This is a genomic window from Undibacterium sp. TJN19, assembly GCF_049339485.1.
Classification (GTDB): domain Bacteria; phylum Pseudomonadota; class Gammaproteobacteria; order Burkholderiales; family Burkholderiaceae_D; genus Undibacterium.
Map to the genome: position 1 here is coordinate 1 of NZ_JBMPPL010000093.1, position 255 is coordinate 255.

Below are 255 nucleotides of genomic sequence, written 5' to 3' on the forward strand. Positions count from 1 at the left end.
TGGTGTTACCAGTGATGATAACTTTACCCGCTGTGCCTGTGTCCATTGGCAGGTTCAGCGCGCCGATGAAGTTGGATGCGCCTGTGCTGTTGACTGTCAGTGTTTCGTAGCCTGTGCCGCCTACGCCGTTGGCGGAGGAGCCGGAGGTGTTGCCACCGATGTTGACTGCACCGACTTGGACGTCGGAGAGGTTCAATGCACCTGTGTTGGCACCTGCCAGTACGCCTGTACCGAAGGAGAATTCAACAACGCCTG

The 255-nt window shown here is 57.3% G+C and carries 1 protein-coding gene; it reads right to left on the reverse strand.

From position 1 onward, the window contains the following. The coding region (locus ACO0LH_RS28680; protein ID WP_422944559.1) for a hypothetical protein at positions 1-255 on the reverse strand (255 nt) is incomplete at both ends.